Below are 16,716 nucleotides of genomic sequence, written 5' to 3'. Positions count from 1 at the left end.
CGCCAAAAAGGCAAAGACGGCGTTTTCCCCACGGGAAACGCCGTTTTTGTTTAGTTATCATTGTCCTACCCCGTTAACGAGGCACCTGTCCATGGCCGAAAAAAAAGGCTCTTCCAGCGAAAAAACGCTTTATTGCTCGTTCTGCGGCAAGAGCCAGCATGAGGTCAAAAAGCTGATCGCGGGCCCTTCGGTCTTCATTTGCGACGAGTGCATCGACCTTTGCAACGAAATCATCCGCGACGAGCTCCCGGCCGGTGAAGAGGCGCGCGAGTCGCGCAGCGACCTGCCCACGCCGCTGGAGATCAAGACCAACCTCGACAACTACGTGATCGGCCAGGAGCCGGCCAAGCGCATGCTGTCGGTGGCGGTCTACAACCACTACAAGCGCCTGCGCCACAAGGAAAAGGCCAAGGGCGAGGACGTCGAGCTCAGCAAGAGCAACATCCTGTTGATTGGCCCCACGGGCTCGGGCAAGACCCTGCTTGCGCAAACCCTGGCGCGCATGCTCGACGTGCCCTTTGTCATGGCCGACGCCACCACGCTCACGGAAGCGGGCTATGTGGGCGAAGACGTCGAGAACATCATCCAGAAGCTGCTGCAGAGCTGCAACTACGAGGTCGAGCGCGCCCAGCGCGGCATCGTCTACATCGACGAAATCGACAAGATCTCGCGCAAGTCTGACAACCCTTCGATCACGCGCGACGTGTCGGGCGAGGGCGTGCAGCAGGCGCTGCTGAAGCTCATCGAAGGCACCATGGCCAGCGTGCCGCCCCAGGGCGGACGCAAGCACCCGAACCAGGACTTCCTGCAGATCGACACGACCAACATCCTGTTCATCTGCGGCGGCGCGTTTGCCGGCCTCGAGAAGGTCATCGAAAACCGCACCGAGGCTTCGGGCATCGGCTTCGGCGCTTCGGTCAAGAGCAAGGCGCAGCGCAGCATCACCGAGGTGTTCCGCGAAGTCGAGCCCGAAGACCTGATCAAGTTCGGCCTGATTCCCGAGCTCGTCGGCCGTATGCCTGTGGTGGCGTCGCTTGCTGAGCTGAGCGAAGACGCGCTGGTGCAGATTCTGACGGAGCCCAAGAACGCGGTGGTCAAGCAGTTCACCAAGCTGCTGCAAATGGAAGGTGTCGACCTCGAGATCCGACCCGCGGCGCTGAAGGCGATTGCCCGCAAGGCGCTGGCGCGCAAGACCGGGGCACGGGGCTTGCGTTCGATCCTCGAACAGTCGCTCATCGACACCATGTTCGAACTCCCGAATGCCACCAACGTCGACAAGGTTGTGGTCGAAGAATCCACAATCGATGAAAACAAGCCGCCGCTGCTCGTGTACCGAGAAGCGGCCAAGAAGGCTTGAGCGAGGCTTGAATGAACGCGGCGCCGGCTCTTTTCACCAAAGCTCTCGGCGCCTTCGACAAAGACCGGGTGCGCGGGCTTGAAATGCCCCAACACCCATCCATCTTTGCCTGATCAATCAAAGGATATTCATGTCCGGTCATACCCCCCTGCCTGCCGACGCGATCGACCTGCCGCTGCTGCCGCTGCGCGACGTCGTCGTGTTCCCCCACATGGTGATCCCGCTGTTCGTGGGGCGCCCCAAGAGCATCAAGGCGCTCGAGCTGGCCATGGAGGCCGAGCGCCGCATCATGCTGGTGGCGCAGAAAGCCGCTGCCAAGGACGAGCCCTCGGTCGAGGACATGTTCGAAGTGGGCTGCGTCTCCACCATTTTGCAGATGCTCAAGCTGCCCGACGGCACCGTGAAGGTGCTGGTCGAGGGCCAGCAGCGTGCACGCGTGAACCGCATCGACGACGGTGAAACCCACTTCACGGCCAACGTGACGCCCGTCGAGGCGCCCGAAGGCGGCGAGAAGGGCACCGAGGTCGAGGCACTGCGCCGCGCCGTGATGCAGCAGTTCGACCAGTACGTCAAGCTGAACAAGAAGATTCCACCCGAGATCCTCACCTCGATCTCAAGCATCGACGATCCGGGCCGCCTGGCCGACACCATTGCGGCGCACCTGCCGCTCAAGCTGGACAACAAGCAGGCCGTGCTCGACCTGGACGACGTGAAGTCGCGTCTCGAAAACCTGTTCGGCCAGCTCGAACGCGAGGTCGACATCCTCAACGTCGACAAGAAGATCCGCGGGCGCGTGAAGCGCCAGATGGAAAAGAACCAGCGCGACTTCTACCTCAACGAGCAGGTCAAGGCGATCCAGAAGGAGCTCGGCGAAGGCGAAGAGGGCGCGGACATCGAGGAGATCGAGAAAAAGATCAAGCTCGCCAAGATGCCCAAGGACGCGCTGAAGAAGGCCGAAGGCGAGCTCAAGAAGCTCAAGCTCATGTCGCCCATGTCGGCCGAAGCCACCGTGGTGCGCAACTACATCGACGTACTGGTGGGCTTGCCGTGGAGCAAGAAGACCAAGATCAAGCACGACCTGGCCAACGCCGAGGCGGTGCTCAATGCCGACCACTACGGCCTCGAAAAGGTCAAGGACCGCATCCTTGAATATCTCGCGGTGCAGCAGCGTGTCGACAAGGTCAAGGCGCCCATCCTGTGCCTGGTGGGCCCTCCGGGTGTGGGCAAGACCTCGCTCGGGCAGTCGATCGCCAAGGCGACCGGCCGCAAGTACACCCGCATGGCGCTCGGCGGCATGCGCGACGAAGCCGAGATTCGCGGCCACCGCCGCACCTACATCGGCGCGCTGCCGGGCAAGGTGCTGCAGGGGCTGAGCAAGATCGGCACGCGCAACCCGCTGTTCCTGCTCGACGAGATCGACAAGCTGGGGACCGACTTCCGCGGCGACCCGTCGAGCGCATTGCTCGAGGTGCTCGACCCGGAGCAGAACCACACCTTCGGCGACCACTACGTCGAGGTCGACTTCGACCTTTCCGACGTGATGTTCGTGGCTACGTCGAACTCGATGAACATCCCGCCGGCGCTGCTCGACCGGATGGAAGTCATTCGCCTCTCGGGCTACACCGAGGACGAGAAGACCAACATCGCGATCAAGTACCTGCTGCCCAAGCAGATGAAGAACAACGGCGTGAAGGAAGACGAGCTGCTCGTCACCGAAGAGGCCGTGCGCGACATCGTGCGCTACTACACGCGTGAAGCCGGCGTGCGTTCGCTGGAGCGCGAGCTCTCCAAGATCTGCCGCAAGGTGGTGAAGGGCCTCCTGCTCAAGCAGCTCACGCCCAAGGTCACGGTCGACGGTGCCAACCTCAACGACTTCCTCGGCGTGCGCAAGTACAGCTTCGGCTTGGCCGAGAAGCAGAACCAGGTCGGCCAGGTGGTTGGCCTCGCGTGGACCGAAGTCGGCGGCGACCTGCTCACCATTGAAGCCGTCACCATGCCGGGCAAGGGCGTAATCAGCCGCACGGGTTCGCTCGGCGACGTGATGAAGGAATCGGTCGAGGCCGCGCGCACCGTGGTGCGCAGCCGCTCGCGCCGCCTGGGCATCAAGGACGAGATCTTCGAGAAGCGCGACATCCACATCCACGTGCCCGACGGCGCAACGCCCAAGGACGGGCCGAGTGCGGGTGCCGCCATGACGACGGCCTTCGTCTCGGCGCTCACGGGCATTCCCGTGCGTGCGGACGTTGCCATGACCGGCGAGATCACGCTGCGAGGCGAGGTTACGGCCATCGGCGGGTTGAAGGAAAAGCTGCTGGCGGCATTGCGCGGCGGCATCAAGACCGTGCTCATTCCCGAAGAGAACGCGAAAGACCTGCAGGACATTCCCGAGAACGTGAAGAACGGCCTCGAGATCGTGCCTGTGAAGTGGATCGACAAGGTCCTGGAAATCGCGCTCGAGAAAATGCCGGAGCCGCTGTCCGACGAAGAAGTTGCGGCTTCCGCAGCTGCGGTGGCCGAGTTGGCCAAGCAGCGCGAAGCCCGGGCTTCAGAAGGTTCTGTCAAACATTGATCGGCAAAACTTGCCGGGCCCCGAAAAAGTGTTCTATAATTCGAGGCTCGAAACGCGGGAATAGCTCAGTTGGTAGAGCGCAACCTTGCCAAGGTTGAGGTCGAGAGTTCGAGACTCTTTTCCCGCTCCAGTTTTTGAAAAAGGGAAGCAATGCTTCCCTTTTTTTCGCGAGTTCGATTTCGTTTTCAGCGTGGCGCGATAGCAAAGCGGTTATGCAACGGATTGCAAATCCGTCTAGCCCGGTTCGACTCCGGGTCGCGCCTCCACCTCTCTCTGATCAAGTTCGATCCACCCTCCACTGAAAACGAGCCCCGCCAACCTGCGTTGCCGGGGCTCGTTTTGTTTGGGTTATCGTCGATGTTCAACCCGAGGCCCGGATGGTGAAATTGGTAGACACATCGGACTTAAAATCCGCCGCTTCCTTAATCGGGGCATACGGGTTCGACCCCCGTTCCGGGCACCACATCTAGACAAGGGAGCACACAATGCCTCGTTACAACGCTCCATTTGAAATTCATGTGCACGGCGACGTGCCGCTGCGGTCCGACGTCAGCTTCGACCAGATCCAGGAAGCTCTCAAGCCGCTGTGGGCCTATGCGGGCGCCAAGTCGCTGGCCGACGGTGCCACGAGCACCTACGAGGAAGAACCCGGCATTCGTTTCGAGCAGAAGGACCGCATGCTCCAGATGTGCTGGACGGTGCCGGGCGACGAAGACTTTCGTCAGGCGCTCGACGAGATGTGCATGGCGCTGAACGAGCTCTCGGAGCGCGGCGCGGCCATCGAGGTCACGTTCTACGACACCGACTTCGACGAAGAAGAGGGCGACCCCGAGGAAGAGTCTCGCGACGATTTCCTGATGCTGTTCGTCGGCCCCAATCCGGCCGCGATCATGCAGGTGCAGCGCGACCTGCTGGTCGAAGACGTCGTCAACCTCATGGAGCGCCACTTCGACGGCGCCGAGCTGGGCGGCGTGGTTTCCGAAATCGACCGTCTCTTCAGCGACCGCTTCGATGCGCTCGTGAACTCGCTCGAAATCGGCAAACGCCCGCGCGGCACCGGCGGCAGTGGCAGCGGCGGCGGGCATGGCGGCGGCCGCCGTCCGCGCCACCTGCACTGACTGACGCCGTCCGCGAAACGCCCGGCGCCCTGATCGACAACGCCTCATGGCGCTGTTTCCGTCCTCAGCCCTGAACCCCGGCGTGCGCAAGCGCGAGGTGTTCGGCTGGGCGATGTACGACTTTGCGAACTCGGGCTACACCACGGTCGTCATCACGGCCGTGTTCGCCGCTTACTTCGTGGGTGGCATCGCCAAGGGCGCGCCTTGGGCGGCCTTCGCATGGACCGCGGCGCTCAGCATCTCCTATGCCATCGTCATGCTCTCGATGCCTGCCATCGGTGCCTGGGCCGACCGGCGAGCAGCCAAGAAGCGCGTGCTTGCCGTGGCGACGCTGGGCTGCGTGGTTGCGACCGCAGCGCTCGCGCTCACACCCGGGTTTTCGGGCACCCAAGGCGTAGCCATTGCCATGGCATTGGTGATCGTCTCGAACACCTTCTATTCGTATGGCGAGTCGCTGACCGGCGCTTTCCTGCCTGAACTCGCGACAGCCGAGGGAATGGGCAAGGTCAGCGGATGGGGCTGGGGCTTCGGCTACATCGGCGGAATGCTCGCGCTCGGCCTGTGCCTGGCCTATGTGCTTTCGGCCCAAGCCAAAGGCCTGCCGGCGTCGCATTTCGTTCCGGTCACCATGCTGATCACGGCGGCCATCTACGGCGCGGCAGCCTCGGCCACGTTTGCATTGCTGCCGGAGCGCGCGCAGCCCCAGGCGGCGACCAGGGCAGTTGGCACGTGGCAGCAACTCCGCGCAACCTTCCGGCAAGCTCGCGCGTACCGCGACTTCATGCAGTTGCTGATCTGCACGGTCTTCTACCAAGGCGGCGTGGCGGTGGCCATCACGCTGGCCGCCATCTACGCAGAGCAGGTCATCGGCTTTGTTGCGAGCGAGACCATGGTACTGATTTTCGTGCTCAACCTGGCGGCCGCGCTGGGTGCCTTCAGCTTCGGCTATGTGCAAGACCGCGTGGGCCACAAGATCTCGCTGGCCGCTACGCTGGTGGCGTGGATTGCCGTGTGCGTGATTGCCGCCATGGCGACCACCAAGGGCGCCTTCTGGTGGGCCGCGGCCATCGCGGGGCTCGCCATGGGCTCGAGCCAGTCGGCCGGACGCGCGATGACCGGCTACCTCGCGCCGCCTCAGCAGCTTGCCGAGTTCTTCGGGCTCTGGACCTTTGCCACGCGGCTGGCGAGCATCATCGGTCCGCTCATGTTCGGCGCCATTACTTGGGCCGCGGGCGGCAACCAGCGCATTGCCATTCTCTCGACCGCGGTGTTGTTCGTGGCGGGCTTGCTGCTGTTGCTGCCCATCGACATGGCGCGTGGCCGCACAGCCGCTCTGCGCAGCCGGTAGAGCCCGCGGGTCAGGGCATCTGCTGTTGCTGCAGTGACTTCGGTACCCGGTAGCGCTCGCCGTCGTAGCGCAGCGTCACGTTGCTGAACCGCGCGGGCAGGGCCTTCTCGGTGCAGCCCTGGTCTTCCTGCATTTGTGCGTGGCTCTGAACCAGCGTGCGCGAGAGTTGCAGGTCGGCGTAGCCGTTGCTTGCAGACTTGCCCACCGAAAGCATGGTGCGCAGCTTCTCGAAGCGGCCGGTGCAGGTGCTGTCCCATTCGCCGCTGTCGTGGTCGAGCTCGACCTCCTGCAGCACCTGCCGCAGCTTGCTGCCGTGGTGCACGTAGAGGCGAATGGTTTCGCTCGCGGCCGAGCTGCCGGGCGCCGTGCTCCTGTAGCGCACGCGCAGGCCGAATGCGCGCGTGTCGGAAGACAGCACATAGCGTGAGGTGTCGATGCGAATGTCCTGAATGGCGGTCGCGCTGTCTTCGTCGAGCGCCTCCGGCTGGAAGACGCGGCCGATGACCGTGTCGCGCTCGGTATTGCCGTTGTCCGGGCGCTGGATGAGCAGCAGTTCCAGGTCGAACACCTTGGCGCCCGTGCTGCTGGTCTCGCGCGGCACCGGCAGCACCACGATGCTGCGCCCAGGAAACGCCGGCCAAGGCTTGCATGCGGCCAGTCGTTCGTCGAGCGCTCGATTCGGATACAGCTTGGCATGCATGCGCTCGGCCAGGCCGCTCTCGCAGGCTGCATGGCTCAGGCCGGCGGCCGAGAGGCACAGCAGGAGCAGGGTGCGGCGTAGAAACAGGCGCATGCCGAACGCTTCAGACGGCGCTCGCGGCCGGTATTGCCGCACTTTGTTGTCGGGGCTTTTGCAGCCAGTGCGCGACGGCCGCTTCGAGCACGGCCAGGTCGCCGCTGCCCTGCAAGACCAGTCCGCCCTCGCCGCTATCCGCAAGCCCGCCGAGCGAAGCCAGTACGCGCCGCGTTTGCTGAGCAACCGGTGCGCCGGTGTCGATGAAGCGCAGCGCAGGCGGTGCATGGCGCTGCAGCTCGCTCTTCACGAGCGGGTAGTGCGTGCAGCCGAGCACCACGGTGTCGACTTCGCCGGAGGCATGGCCGAAAGGCCCGGCCTCGGTCATGTAGCGTTCGCACAGTGCGGCAATGGCCGCGGTGTCGAGGCCTTCGATGGCCTTCACGAGCCCGTCGCAAGGCACGGCGCGAACGGCCGCTGATCCTGCAAAAGATTCCCGCAGCGCCGCGTACTTGGCACTGGCCAGCGTGCCGCGCGTGGCCATTACCGAGATGTGCCCGGTGCGGCTCGTTGCCACGGCGGGTTTGAGCGCGGGCTCCAGGCCCACGATGGGCAGCGCCGGATGCTCGGCGCGCAGAAGGTGTATTGCCGCCGTGGTGGCGGTGTTGCACGCCACCACGAGGGCCTTGATGGCGTGCTCGGCGATCAGTTGTTCCGTCACCTTGCGCGAACGCTCGATCACATAGGTGTCGCCGCGCTCGCCGTACGGCGCGTAGGCCGTGTCCGCAAAATAGACGAAGCGTTCGTGCGGCAACTCGGCGCGCAGCGCGGCGAGCACGCTGAGCCCGCCGACACCGCTGTCGAAGACACCAATCAGGCTCAAGCTTCTTCCATCATGATGGTCTTGAACTCGCCGCTGGCAATGCGCTTCTGCCACTCGGCCGGGCCGGTGATGTGCGCGCTGGTGCCGCCCGCGTCGACCGCCACCGTCACGGGCATGTCGACCACGTCGAATTCATAGATCGCTTCCATGCCCAGGTCTTCGAAGCCCACCACCTTGGCGGTCTTGATGGCCTTGCTCACCAGATAGGCGGCGCCGCCCACGGCCATGAGGTAGGCGCTCTTGTGCTTCTTGATGGCTTCGATGGCAACAGGGCCGCGCTCGGCCTTGCCGATCATCGCGATCAGGCCGGTCTTGGCCAGCATCATCTCGGTGAAGCCGTCCATGCGCGTAGCGGTGGTCGGGCCCGCGGGGCCCACGGCTTCGCCCTTCACCGGATCGACCGGGCCGACGTAGTAAATGACGCGGTTGGTGAAGTCCACCGGCAGCTTCTCGCCCTTGGCCAGCATGTCCTGGATGCGCTTGTGCGCGGCGTCGCGGCCGGTGAGCATCTTGCCGTTGAGCAGCAAGGTGTCGCCGGGCTTCCAGCTCGCCACTTCGGCGGGCGTGAGCTTGTCGAGGTCGACGCGCTTGCTCTTCTTTTCGTCGGGTGCCCAGTTCACGTCGGGCCACAGGTCGAGCGAAGGCGGATCGAGGTACACCGCGCCGCTGCCGTCCATCACGAAGTGTGCATGGCGGGTGGCCGCGCAGTTGGGAATCATCGCCACCGGCTTGCTGGCCGCGTGCGTCGGGTACATCTTGATCTTGATGTCGAGCACCGTGGCCAGGCCGCCCAGGCCCTGCGCGCCGATGCCCAGGGCGTTGACTTTCTCGTACAGCTCGATGCGCAGCGCCTCGACCTTGCTGAGTTCGGCGCCCGATGCCTTCTTGGCCTGCAGCTCGTGCATGTCGAGGTCGTCCATCAGGCTTTCCTTGGCCATCAGCGCGGCTTTCTCGGCCGTGCCGCCAATGCCGATGCCCAGCATGCCCGGCGGGCACCAGCCGGCGCCCATTGTGGGCACCGTCTTCAGCACCCAGTCGACCACGCTGTCGCCGGGGTTCAGCATGACCAGCTTGCTCTTGTTCTCGCTGCCGCCGCCCTTGGCCGCCACCGTCACTTCGACGGTGTTGCCCGGAACGATCTCGGTGAAGATCACCGCGGGCGTGTTGTCCTTGGTGTTCTTGCGGTCGAACTGCGGGTCGGCCACGACCGAGGCGCGCAGCGTGTTGTCGGGGTGGTTGTAGCCGCGGCGCACGCCTTCGTTGACGGCGTCTTCCAGGCTGCCCGTGAAGCCGCCCCAGCGCACGTCCATGCCCACCTTGAGGAACACGTTGACGATGCCGGTGTCCTGGCAGATCGGGCGGTGCCCGGTCGCGCTCATCTTGCTGTTGGTCAGGATCTGCGCAATGGCGTCCTTGGCGGCGGGGCTCTGCTCGCGCTCGTAGGCCTTGGCCAGGTGGGCGATGTAGTCGGCGGGGTGGTAGTAGCTGATGTACTGCAGCGCGGCGCTGATCGATTCGATCAGGTCGGCCTGCTGGATCGTGGTCGTCATGGTGGGGGGTGTTCTTTGGAGTGTGAAAACGCCCCCCGATTATCTCAGCCGCCGCGTTCTACCTGGCGGCGGCCCGGGCTTCCTCGATCCAGCCGTCGAATAGCGGCCGGTGCGCCCGGATCCAGCCGTCGGTATGGCGCTCCAGGTCTTGCTGGGTGTTGGCACCCTGGCTCATGCGCAGGTTCTGGGCGTTGATGTCGCCGATCGGCAGTTTCATCACCTCGAACAGCCTGCCGGCGGCCGGATTCTTCTCGACGAAAGCCCGGTTGGCGACGATCTGCTCCTGGTTGGCCTGGAAGCCGTAGTTCTTGCCGTTGGGAAGCTGCGTGTCCGCACCGCCGCCCTGGGAGGAAGAGAACGGCACCTGCAGCCACACCACGTCCGCACCCGGGCGCAGCACGGCGCTGACCCAGTAGGGCGTCCAGGTGTAGTACAGCACCGGCTTGTCCTGCTTGAAGCGGGCAATGGTGTCGGCCATCAGTGCGGCGTAGCTGCCCTGCTTGTGGGTGACGGTGTCGCGCAGCTGGTAGGCAGTAAGGTGGTTCTCGATGGCCAGTTCGCACCCCCAGCCGGGGTTGCAGCCCGTCAGGTCGGCCTTGCCGTCGCCGTCCGCATCGAAGAGCCTGGCGATCGCCGGATCCTTCAACTGCGCGATGTTGGTGATGTTGTATTGCTCGGCCGTCTTGCGGTCGATCAGGTAGCCCTGCACCGCGCCATCGGAGTACACGCCAGTGCGCGAGAGCTTCGCGTCGCCGCCGCTGTTCTTGTAGAAGTCCGCGTGCAGCAGGCTCCAGTGGTTGGCCATGAACGTGGCGTCTCCGTTGGCAATGGCCAGGTGCTCGGTGGCGGGCTCGAGGTCCTTCATGGGTTCCACCGTGTAGCCGAGCTTTTCGAGTGCGCGCATCACGAGCAGCGTCTGGAAAGCCTCTTCGGCGAGCGAACTCTTGAGCGGCTGCACGGTGACGCCTTTTCCGGGCAGGTCGTTGGCGGCCTGTGCGGTTGCGCCCATGGCGATGAAGCCGAGCGCGAGCAGGCCGCGGGCGATGAGAAGACGGGTTTTCTTCATGCGTTGATTTCCCTCCATGGCCTGTCATTGCGTGGAAAGCGCGGGAACGGGCGCGCCCGCATCGCGCGAAGGCGTGCCCACCAGGCGCTGCAGCATGCGCAGCGCAAGACCGGCAGGACCCGTGTGCCACCAGCGTCGCCCCGCGCTGCGGCGCGACTTGCCCATCGCCTGCGTCAGGCGGTCGAGCGAAATCGCCAGCAGCACAATGCCCAGGCCGCCGACGGTCGCCAAGCCCATGTCGAGCCGGCCGATGCCGCGCAGCACCATCTGGCCGAGGCCGCCCACCGCGATCATCGAAGCGATCACCACCATCGACAGCGACAGCATCAGCGCCTGGTTGATGCCCGCCATGATCGACGGCATGGCCAGCGGCAGCTGCACCTTCACCAGCATCTGCCAGGGCGAGGCGCCGTAGGCCCGCGCAGCCTCGATCAGGTCGGGCCGCACCTGGCGCAGGCCCAGGTTGGTCAGGCGCACCAACGGTGCCAGCGCGAAGATGATCGTCACGATCACGCCCGGCACATTGCCGATGCCGAACAGCATCACGACAGGCACGAGGTACACGAAGGCCGGCGTGGTCTGCATCGCGTCGAGCACGGGCCGCATGATCCGCTGGGCGCGGTCGCTGCTGGCCAGCAGCACCCCGAGCGGCAGGCCGATGATCATGCAGAAGACCAGCGAGGTCAGCACCAGCGACAGCGTGACCATCGCCTCGGGCCAGATGCCCAGCATGGCCACGAGCAGCAGCGCCGCCGTGGTGCCGATGGCGAGCGCGCGGCCCGCAAACTGCCAGGCGAAAAGGCCGATGAGCGCGATCATCGCGAGCGTCGGCAGGCCGGTCAGCAGGCCCTGCACCCAGTTCAGCGTGCTGTCGATGGGCAGGCGCACCGTCTGGAAAAAGGGGCGGAAATGCGCGACCACCCAGCCCAGGCCCTGGTTGATCCAGGATTCGACGGGCAGGGAGCCGTCCCAGAGCCGGTGCAGTTGAAAACCGCTGGTGGCGCTGTCGGCTTGGCCGGCGAGCTGATGGGCCGCGTTCACCGGCGCATCGAGCCAGGCGCTCGCGGCCGAGGCGTCGGGCGCGGCCGAGAGCGCCTCCCACGGATCGACGAAAGCCGCGGGCTCCGGGGCCGTGTTCAACGCGGCGCCGAGGCCCGGCGCGTTCAGGTCGGAAGGCAATGTGGTGTCGTTCATCGTTCGGTTGTCCTTCGTGAATTCAGTGCGGCTCGGCGGCGAGCGCGGGCGCTGCATGCGGCGAGACCGGCTCGATCGGCGGCGTGTCGCGGTCCAGGAACTTGAGCAGCGTCGTCTTGCTGATCGCGCCGCAGAAGCGGCCGTCGCCCGCCACCACCGGCAACGCGCACGGCGCTTGCGCGAGCTGGCCGATCAGGCCGGCCACCGGCGCCTCGGCGTCGATGCGCGGCAGGTCGGCCAGGAACGCGTGCTGCAGCCCGAGTGGACCCGAATGCCCGTCGAGCGCGCCGCGCAGCGTGTCGGCCGACACCACGCCGAGGAAGCGCTTGTTCGGGCTGGTCACGTAGGCGAAGTCGCGGTCCTGGTCTTCCAGCAGCTTGAGCGCCGCGCGCGCACCGCGCTCGGGGTGCTCGCACACCACGGTGAGCGACTTGCGCGCGATGTCCGCCGCCTTGAAGACGGCCGCCGCGTCCACGCCCCGCACAAAGCTGCGCACGTAGTCGTCGGCGGGGCTGCGCAGGATCTCGTCGGGCGTGCCGACCTGGATCACCTGACCGTCTTTCATGATCGCGATGCGGTCGCCGATGCGCATGGCTTCGTCCAGGTCGTGCGAGATGAAGACGATGGTGCGGCGCTGCTCCTGTTGCAGGCGCAGCAGCTCCGACTGCATCTCGGTGCGGATGATCGGGTCGAGCGCGGAGAAGGCCTCGTCCATCAACAGGATCGAAGGGTCCGAAGCCAGCGCGCGCGCCAGGCCCACGCGCTGCTGCATGCCGCCGGAGAGCTCGTCGGGATAGCTGTCGCCCCAGCCCGCAAGGCCCACCTGCGCGAGCGCCTTGTCGGCTTGCGCAAGGCGCTCCTTCTTGCTCGTGCCCGAGAGTTCCAGGCCGAACGCGGTGTTCTCGCGCACCGTCATGTGCGGCATCAGCGCAAACGACTGGAACACCATGCTGATGTCCTTGCGGCGCAGCGCGCGCAGCTGGGTGTCGGAGTGCCCGTTGATGTCGGCGCCGTCGATCACAATGCGCCCGGCGGTCGGCTCGATCAGCCGGTTCAAGAGGCGCACCAGCGTCGACTTGCCTGATCCCGAGAGACCCATGATCACGAAGATCTCGCCGGCCTGGATCTCGAAGGTGGCATCGAACACGCCGATCGACTGGCCCGTCTGCGCAAGGATTTCCTTCTTCGAAAAACCTTGCCGGACCAGTTCGAGTGCCTGCTCGGGCGAATCGCCGAACACCTTGAAGACATGGTCGATGAGAATTCCTTTGGCCATACGCCGGGGGCTCCTTGTGTGATGTTTGGACACAGCACCGCCCCTGAAGCAGAAGGCGGCAACGGTCACGCCATCAGCCGAGGGGCAGGCTGAACACAGAGCGCGAGAAAACGCGTGCAATGGCCCGGCGAACCCCTGGGGCTGCCGACAGGCACTGAAGACGACGTGGCGACGAAACCAGTGCCCGCCGAAAGGTGGCGTGGCAGTGGGACCGGAAACGATCCGGCCGGTTTTGCCGGGCAGGGCCCGGCGCGAGAACCTTGCACCGCGACGGGATTCGGAGATCCGCGAGTAGTGCAGGGCCGATCAACATGACTTGTTGGTCGTCTGGAGCCCATGATCATAACTTTTTGACATGACGCGAGTCAACCCAATGGGCGTAACGTGATGTTTGGCGGCGGGCCCAATGGCCCCGTCAAATGCGAGCCATTCTTATTGGCCGATACTGGAGCCCGCGCCCGATCAGGCGGCGCGACCATCCAAGACTGCGGAGCTTTTTCTCATGACGACTTCCCCCAAGACCCGTGCCGAGCGCGACACCTTCGGACCGATCGACGTGCCGGCCGACAAGCTGTGGGGCGCTCAAACGCAGCGCTCGCTGCAGAACTTCGATATTTCCGGCGAGCAGCAGCCGCGCGAGATCATCAAGGCGCTGGCGCAGGTCAAGCGCGCTTCGGCGGTGGTCAACCACGCGCTGGGCCTGCAGGACGAAAAAAAGACCAAAGCCATCGTGGCCGCGGCCGATGAAGTCATCGCCGGCAAGCACCCCGGTGAGTTTCCTCTCGTGGTGTGGCAGACCGGCTCGGGCACGCAGACCAACATGAACGTGAACGAGGTGCTGGCCAACCGCGCGAGCGAATTGCTCGGCGGCGAGCGCGGGGAAGGGCGCCTCGTGCACCCCAATGACGACGTCAACCGCAGCCAGTCGAGCAACGACGTGTTCCCGACCGCGATGCACGTGGCCGCCGTGGAGGCCATCACGCACAAGCTGCTGCCGGCCATTGCCAAGCTGCGCGGCACGCTCGAGCAAAAGTCGAAGGACTTTGCAGACATCGTGAAGATCGGCCGCACCCATCTGCAAGACGCCACCCCGCTCACGCTGGGCCAGGAGTTCTCGGGCTACGTGGCGCAGCTGGCGCACGGCGAAGCGCATGTGCGCGCCGCGTTGCCGCACCTGTGCGAACTGGCGCTCGGCGGTACGGCCGTGGGCACCGGGCTCAATGCGCCCAAGGGCTATGCCGAGCAGGTGGCGGCCGAACTCGCAAAGCTCACGGGCCTGCCTTTCGTGACGGCGCCGAACAAGTTCGAGGCCATGGCCAGCGTCGATGCGCTGGTGCATGCGCACGGCGCTCTCAAGACGCTCGCGGCCAGCATGACCAAGATTGCCAACGACGTGCGCTGGCTCGCAAGCGGCCCGCGCAGCGGCATCGGCGAACTCAGCATTCCCGAGAACGAACCCGGCTCGTCGATCATGCCGGGCAAGGTCAACCCGACGCAGAGCGAGGCGGTCACGATGCTGGCCGCGCAGGTGTTCGGCAACGACGTGGCCATCAACATTGGCGGCGCTTCAGGCAACTTCGAACTGAACGTGTTCCGCCCGATGGTGGCGCACAACTTCCTGCAGAGCGTGCGCCTCCTGGCCGACGGCATGGTGAGCTTCAACGACCACTGCGCGGTGGGCATCGAGCCGAACCGCGAGCGCATCACCGAGCTGGTGCAGCGCTCGCTGATGCTGGTGACGGCGCTCAACACGCACATCGGCTACGACAAGTCGGCCTACATCGCGAAGAAGGCGCACAAGGAAGGCACGAGCCTGCGCGAGGCGGCGATTGCCTCGGGGCACCTCACGGCCGAGCAGTTCGACCAGTGGGTGGTGCCTGAAAACATGACCGGCCGGTAAGACCGTCTCGCCCATGGAAAAAGGACCCGCGGGTCCTTTTTTGTTTGCCGGCCGATCAGTGGTCGATCAATAGCCGATGGTGTAGCGCTGGCGCGAGTGCGCTGGTTTCTCGAGCTCGTCGATGAACGCGATCGCGTAGTCCTCGAAAGTGATCCAGCTGCGGCCCTCGGCGCTCACCAGCAGGTCGTCCTTGCCGAGGCGGAACTTGCCGGTGCGCTCGCCTTCGACGAATTCGGCGGAGGGCGAGAGAAAGGTCCAGTCGAGTTCCTTCTCGGTGCGCAGCGCGTCGAGAAACACGCCACCGGCCGTGGCTTCGGCCCTGTAGGCGTCAGGGAAGTTCGGCGTGTCGATCACCTTCAGGCCCGGTGCCGCGAACAGGCTGCCCGCGCCGCCGACCACCAGCAGCCGCTTCACGCCCGCGCGCTTCACCGGCTCGATGATGGCCGCTGGCGGCACTGTGGAGAAGTGCGCGGCGCTGAACACCGCGTCGTGGCCGGCCACCGCCTTTTCGAGTGCGGCACCGTCGAGCACGTCGAGGTCCACCGCCTTCACGTTGGCGCGGCCGGAGAGCTTGTCGCTGGCCTTGCGTGCAATGGCCGTGACGGTGTGGCCGCGGCGCAGGGCCTCTTCGAGAAGGCGGCCGCCGGCGCGACCGGTGGCGCCGATGATGGCAATGTGGCTCATGAATGCTCCAGAAAAGTTGATTCGATGAAACGCATCTTAGGTTTCTGGTTTCGAAAGAAATACCTCGATTTACGCGTTTCTTTATTCCTAAAATCGTTCGAATGGATCGTTTGAACGCAATGCGGGTCTTCGTGACCGTGGTGGATTCGGGCAGCCTCTCGGCCGCAGCCGACAAGCTCGACCTTTCGCGGCCGGTGGTCACGCGCTATGTGGCCGAGTTGGAGCAATGGACCGGCGCGCGCCTCTTGCACCGCACCACGCGCCGCCTGAGCCTTACGGCGGCGGGCGAAGAACTGCTGCCGCGTTGCCGCCAGGTGCTCGAGCTCGCGGGCGACATGCAGGCCGCGGTGCGGCACCCGGCCGAGGCGCCGCGCGGGCAGTTGCGCATCACGGCCAGCACCTCGTTTGCGCAGGCCCAGCTGGCCGACGCCGTAGCCGACTATGTGCGGCTCTATCCCGGCGTCGCGGTCGACCTGGTGCTGCTCGACCGGGCAGTGAACCTGGTGGATGAGCGCATCGATCTCGCGATTCGGGTGGCGGTGGAGATCGACCCCAACCTGATTGCGCGCAGGCTGACCGATTGCCGTTCGGTGGTATGCGCTTCGCCCGGGTATCTGAAGGAGCACGGCGAGCCGCTGCGCGTGGAAGAACTGGCCCAGCGCAACTGCCTCACGCACTCTTACTTCGGACGCAGCCTCTGGCACTTCACGCGCAAGGACGACGGCACGCCCGTCTCGGTGGCTGTGGGCGGCAACGTGTCGACCAACGATGCCGCGAGCCTGATGCAGCTTGCGCGGTCTGGGGCCGGCATCACGATGCTGCCGACCTACCTGACCTCATGCCTTTTGAAGTCGGGCGAACTGGTGCGGCTGTTTCCGGAATTCGAGCCGCAGGTGGTGGGCATGTATGCGGTGTACGCCTCTCGCAAGCACATGCCGGCCACGCTGCGCACGATGCTCGACTTTCTGGCCGCGCGTTTCACCGAGGTACCGGCCTGGGACTTGCCGCGCGCCGGCTGAGCCCCCTGAGCCGGATCGG

At 65.2% G+C, this 16,716-nt stretch carries 13 protein-coding genes and 3 tRNA genes; 9 read left to right on the top strand and 7 right to left on the bottom strand.

Annotation, left to right across the window (positions count from 1 at the left end; translation table 11 throughout):
- Positions 1-91 precede the first annotated feature (91 nt).
- The 7 genes from clpX (at position 92) to V9K97_RS22470 (ending at position 6,392) form a co-directional block, all read left to right on the top strand.
- Entirely contained in the window at positions 92-1,357 is a 1,266-nt protein-coding gene (gene clpX, locus V9K97_RS22500) for an ATP-dependent Clp protease ATP-binding subunit ClpX (protein ID WP_337320830.1), read from the top strand.
- A 130-nt stretch (positions 1,358-1,487) separates the two neighbouring features.
- A complete protein-coding gene (gene lon, locus V9K97_RS22495) occupies positions 1,488-3,926 on the top strand; it encodes an endopeptidase La (RefSeq protein WP_258506861.1) in 2,439 nt (812 codons plus the stop codon).
- A 54-nt stretch (positions 3,927-3,980) separates the two neighbouring features.
- A tRNA-Gly gene (locus tag V9K97_RS22490) sits at positions 3,981-4,056 on the top strand.
- Between the two features lie 62 nt (positions 4,057-4,118).
- Positions 4,119-4,192 (top strand) — tRNA-Cys (locus V9K97_RS22485).
- Positions 4,193-4,297: 105 nt separating this feature from the next.
- Positions 4,298-4,389: transfer RNA gene (locus tag V9K97_RS22480), tRNA-Leu, on the top strand.
- 22 nt (positions 4,390-4,411) lie between these two features.
- The gene (locus tag V9K97_RS22475) at positions 4,412-5,044 is read left to right on the top strand and encodes a DUF6806 family protein (protein WP_337320828.1); all 633 of its coding nucleotides are present in this window, start codon (positions 4,412-4,414) and stop codon (positions 5,042-5,044) included.
- A 46-nt stretch (positions 5,045-5,090) separates the two neighbouring features.
- Positions 5,091-6,392: an MFS transporter gene (locus tag V9K97_RS22470; RefSeq protein WP_337320826.1), complete on the top strand. Its 1,302-nt coding sequence runs from the start codon at positions 5,091-5,093 to the stop codon at positions 6,390-6,392.
- A 10-nt stretch (positions 6,393-6,402) separates the two neighbouring features.
- Here the strand turns inward: V9K97_RS22470 and V9K97_RS22465 are convergent, their stop codons facing one another.
- Genes V9K97_RS22465 through proV form a run of 6 tightly spaced genes read right to left on the bottom strand, consistent with a single transcriptional unit; the run spans position 6,403 to position 13,094 of the window.
- Positions 6,403-7,185 (bottom strand): hypothetical protein, encoded by a 783-nt coding sequence (locus V9K97_RS22465; RefSeq protein ID WP_337320825.1) that lies wholly within the window; start codon positions 7,183-7,185, stop codon positions 6,403-6,405.
- A 10-nt stretch (positions 7,186-7,195) separates the two neighbouring features.
- Positions 7,196-8,008, bottom strand: coding sequence for a glutamate racemase (gene murI / locus V9K97_RS22460; protein WP_337320823.1), 813 nt, complete (start codon positions 8,006-8,008; stop codon positions 7,196-7,198).
- On the bottom strand, positions 8,005-9,558 hold the full coding sequence (locus V9K97_RS22455; RefSeq protein WP_258506846.1) for a fumarate hydratase: 1,554 nt from the start codon (positions 9,556-9,558) through the stop codon (positions 8,005-8,007). The genes murI and V9K97_RS22455 overlap by 4 nt, the downstream gene beginning before the upstream one ends.
- Positions 9,559-9,616: 58 nt before the next feature.
- The gene (gene proX, locus V9K97_RS22450) at positions 9,617-10,624 is read right to left on the bottom strand and encodes a glycine betaine/L-proline ABC transporter substrate-binding protein ProX (protein WP_157614302.1); all 1,008 of its coding nucleotides are present in this window, start codon (positions 10,622-10,624) and stop codon (positions 9,617-9,619) included.
- Between the two features lie 24 nt (positions 10,625-10,648).
- Positions 10,649-11,818 carry a glycine betaine/L-proline ABC transporter permease ProW gene (proW, locus tag V9K97_RS22445; RefSeq protein WP_337320820.1) on the bottom strand — a complete coding sequence of 390 codons (1,170 nt, stop codon included), beginning with the start codon at positions 11,816-11,818 and terminating at the stop codon, positions 10,649-10,651.
- A 22-nt stretch (positions 11,819-11,840) separates the two neighbouring features.
- Positions 11,841-13,094: a glycine betaine/L-proline ABC transporter ATP-binding protein ProV gene (proV, locus tag V9K97_RS22440; protein ID WP_337320818.1), complete on the bottom strand. Its 1,254-nt coding sequence runs from the start codon at positions 13,092-13,094 to the stop codon at positions 11,841-11,843.
- 502 nt (positions 13,095-13,596) lie between these two features.
- Between proV and fumC the strand changes: the two genes are divergently transcribed.
- Positions 13,597-14,994: a class II fumarate hydratase gene (gene fumC / locus V9K97_RS22435; RefSeq protein ID WP_337320816.1), complete on the top strand. Its 1,398-nt coding sequence runs from the start codon at positions 13,597-13,599 to the stop codon at positions 14,992-14,994.
- Between the two features lie 66 nt (positions 14,995-15,060).
- Here fumC and V9K97_RS22430 read toward each other — a convergent pair whose 3' ends face one another.
- Complete coding sequence (locus V9K97_RS22430; RefSeq protein ID WP_337297677.1) at positions 15,061-15,678, bottom strand: NAD(P)-dependent oxidoreductase; 618 nt, start codon at positions 15,676-15,678, stop codon at positions 15,061-15,063.
- Positions 15,679-15,779: 101 nt separating this feature from the next.
- Here V9K97_RS22430 and V9K97_RS22425 point away from each other — a divergent pair, with 101 nt between their 5' ends.
- Positions 15,780-16,697, top strand: coding sequence for a LysR family transcriptional regulator (locus V9K97_RS22425; RefSeq protein ID WP_337320814.1), 918 nt, complete (start codon positions 15,780-15,782; stop codon positions 16,695-16,697).
- The last annotated feature ends 19 nt before the right edge of the window (positions 16,698-16,716 follow it).

This window comes from Variovorax sp. CCNWLW186 (genome assembly GCF_037203865.1).
GTDB lineage: Bacteria > Pseudomonadota > Gammaproteobacteria > Burkholderiales > Burkholderiaceae_C > Variovorax.
Note: the sequence above shows the minus strand (reverse complement) of the source record. Positions and strands in the feature narration are given on the sequence as shown.